The 2209-nt window shown below is 58.9% G+C and carries 2 protein-coding genes; one reads left to right on the top strand and one right to left on the bottom strand.

Annotation, left to right across the window (positions count from 1 at the left end):
• The first annotated feature begins 22 nt into the window (after positions 1 to 22).
• A complete protein-coding gene (locus tag LH128_RS23160) occupies positions 23 to 856 on the top strand; it encodes an IS5 family transposase (RefSeq protein ID WP_037521025.1) in 834 nt (277 codons plus the stop codon).
• 111 nt (positions 857 to 967) lie between these two features.
• On the opposite strand, the gene gmd is transcribed toward LH128_RS23160, so the two are convergent.
• On the bottom strand, positions 968 to 2089 hold the full coding sequence (gene gmd, locus LH128_RS23155) for a GDP-mannose 4,6-dehydratase (protein ID WP_008832119.1): 1122 nt from the start codon (positions 2087 to 2089) through the stop codon (positions 968 to 970).
• Positions 2090 to 2209: the final 120 nt, after the last annotated feature.

Below are 2209 nucleotides of genomic sequence, written 5' to 3'. Positions count from 1 at the left end.
CCTGCGAGAGATGGAGTGATCAATGGCATGGACTGGTGTTGCCCGGCAGGAGCATAGCCGGAAAGGATTGCGCTACTCCAGCGATATGACGGAGCGGGAGTGGGAATTGGCGGCGCCGTTTATCCCGCCAGCCAAGCGCGGAGGTCGACGTCGCACGACGGACATGCGCGAAGTGATGAATGCCTTGCTTTACATTGCGGCAAGCGGCTGCGCTTGGAGGCTTCTGCCCAAATGCTTTCCACCGGTCTCGACGGTGCAGCGCTACTTCTACGCGTGGCGCAACACCGGTCTGCTCCAAGCCATGAACACGGTGCTGGTAATGAACCTGCGCGAGATCGAAGGGCGCGACGCCTCGCCGAGTGCCGGTGTGATCGACAGCCAATCAGTGAAAACCACCGAAAGCGGCGGCCCTTGCGGGTATGACGCGGGCAAGAAGATCAAGGGCCGCAAGCGCCACATCCTGACGGACACCTGCGGCTTTCTCATCTTCATCCTCGTCCACACCGCCGATATTCAGGACCGCGATGGTGCCGTCGATGTCCTCAAGACCGTGCGCAAACGTTTCCCGTGGCTACGCCATGTCTTTGCGGATGGAGGCTATGCCGGCGACAAGCTCCGTGCAGGCCTTCTTGGATCGGGAACCTGGACGATCGAGATCATCAAGCGCTCTGACAAGGCAAAGGGCTTCCAGGTTCTCCCTCGGCGATGGGTCGTCGAACGCACCTTCGCTTGGCTTGGCCGATGCCGCCGCCTCGCCAAAGACTGGGAAGCCACCATCGCATCGTCAACGGCATGGGCCACCATCGCCTCCATCCGCATGCTCACCCGCAGAACTGAAAGGTATTGCTACGGTTGAGGAACTTCCGAGTCAGGCACTTAGCTGATGCACGTTCGCCAAAACATATGAAGGCGGCAAGCGATTTACTCGCTGCCGCCCTCACGTCTTATTTAGTCTGTAAGGTTTCGATCAACCTTCAACGCTGACGGCAACCTCGAGACCATGCTCCTTGAGCAGGGCGTGGCGACGTGCAGCCTTGTGATCTTCCGCGACCATTTCCGAGCACATTTCCTGCACTGTGATTTCCGGCGTCCAGCCGAGCAGTTCCTTGGCTTTGGCCGGATCGCCCAGCAGGGTATCGACTTCAGCGGGGCGGAAGTAGCGCGGGTCGATGCGCATGATCACGTCACCAACGTCCAGAGCCGGTGCGAGATTGCCCTCGATGGCCGCTACGGTTGCGATTTCGTCGACGCCTTCGCCGGAAAACTCGAGAGTCAGCCCCAGTTCCTTGGCGGCCCAGGCAATGAACTGACGCACCGAATATTGAACGCCCGTGGCGATGACGAAGTCTCGCGCTTCTTCCTGCTGCAGCATCATCCACTGCATGCGGACGTAGTCCTTCGCGTGGCCCCAGTCGCGCAGCGAGTCGATGTTGCCCATGTACAGGCACGGCTCGAGGCCGAGCGCTATGTTGGCGAGGCCGCGCGTGATTTTTCGCGTCACGAACGTTTCGCCGCGGCGAGGGGATTCGTGATTGAAGAGCACGCCGTTGCAGGCATACATGCCATAGGCTTCACGATAGTTCACTGTGATCCAATAGGCATACAGCTTCGCCACCGCGTAAGGCGAGCGGGGGTAGAACGGGGTGGTCTCGCGTTGCGGGATTTCCTGGACCAAGCCGTAGAGTTCTGAGGTCGAAGCCTGGTAGAAACGGGTCTTCTTTTCCAGGCCGAGGAACCGGATCGCCTCTAGCAGGCGCAGCGTGCCGATCCCATCGACGTCGGCGGTATATTCAGGTGCCTCGAAGCTGACAGCGACGTGGCTCTGCGCGCCCAAATTGTAAACTTCATCAGGTTCGATGTCGCGGATAAGCCGGGTCAGGTTCGACGTATCACTCAAATCGCCGTAATGGAGCTTGAAGCGGGTTCCGTGCTGATGGCGATCTTCGTAAATATGATCGACGCGGGCGGTGTTGAAAAGGGAAGCGCGGCGCTTGATGCCGTGAACTTCGTATCCTTTTTCAAGGAGGAACTCTGCAAGGTACGATCCGTCCTGGCCCGTCACACCCGTAATTAATGCCGTCTTGGTCATCTGCGCCGCATTCCTATGTGACTCTCCCAAAGGAGATAGTCGGCCGTGAACAATGCGATGTTCGTTTCGGCGACGGGTAGATTGCGTCCGATGTGCCGTGAGGGGTTTATCGAACTGGTA

It is taken from the genome of Sphingomonas sp. LH128 (genome assembly GCF_000293195.2).
GTDB lineage: Bacteria > Pseudomonadota > Alphaproteobacteria > Sphingomonadales > Sphingomonadaceae > Novosphingobium > Novosphingobium resinovorum_A.
Note: the sequence above shows the minus strand (reverse complement) of the source record. Positions and strands in the feature narration are given on the sequence as shown.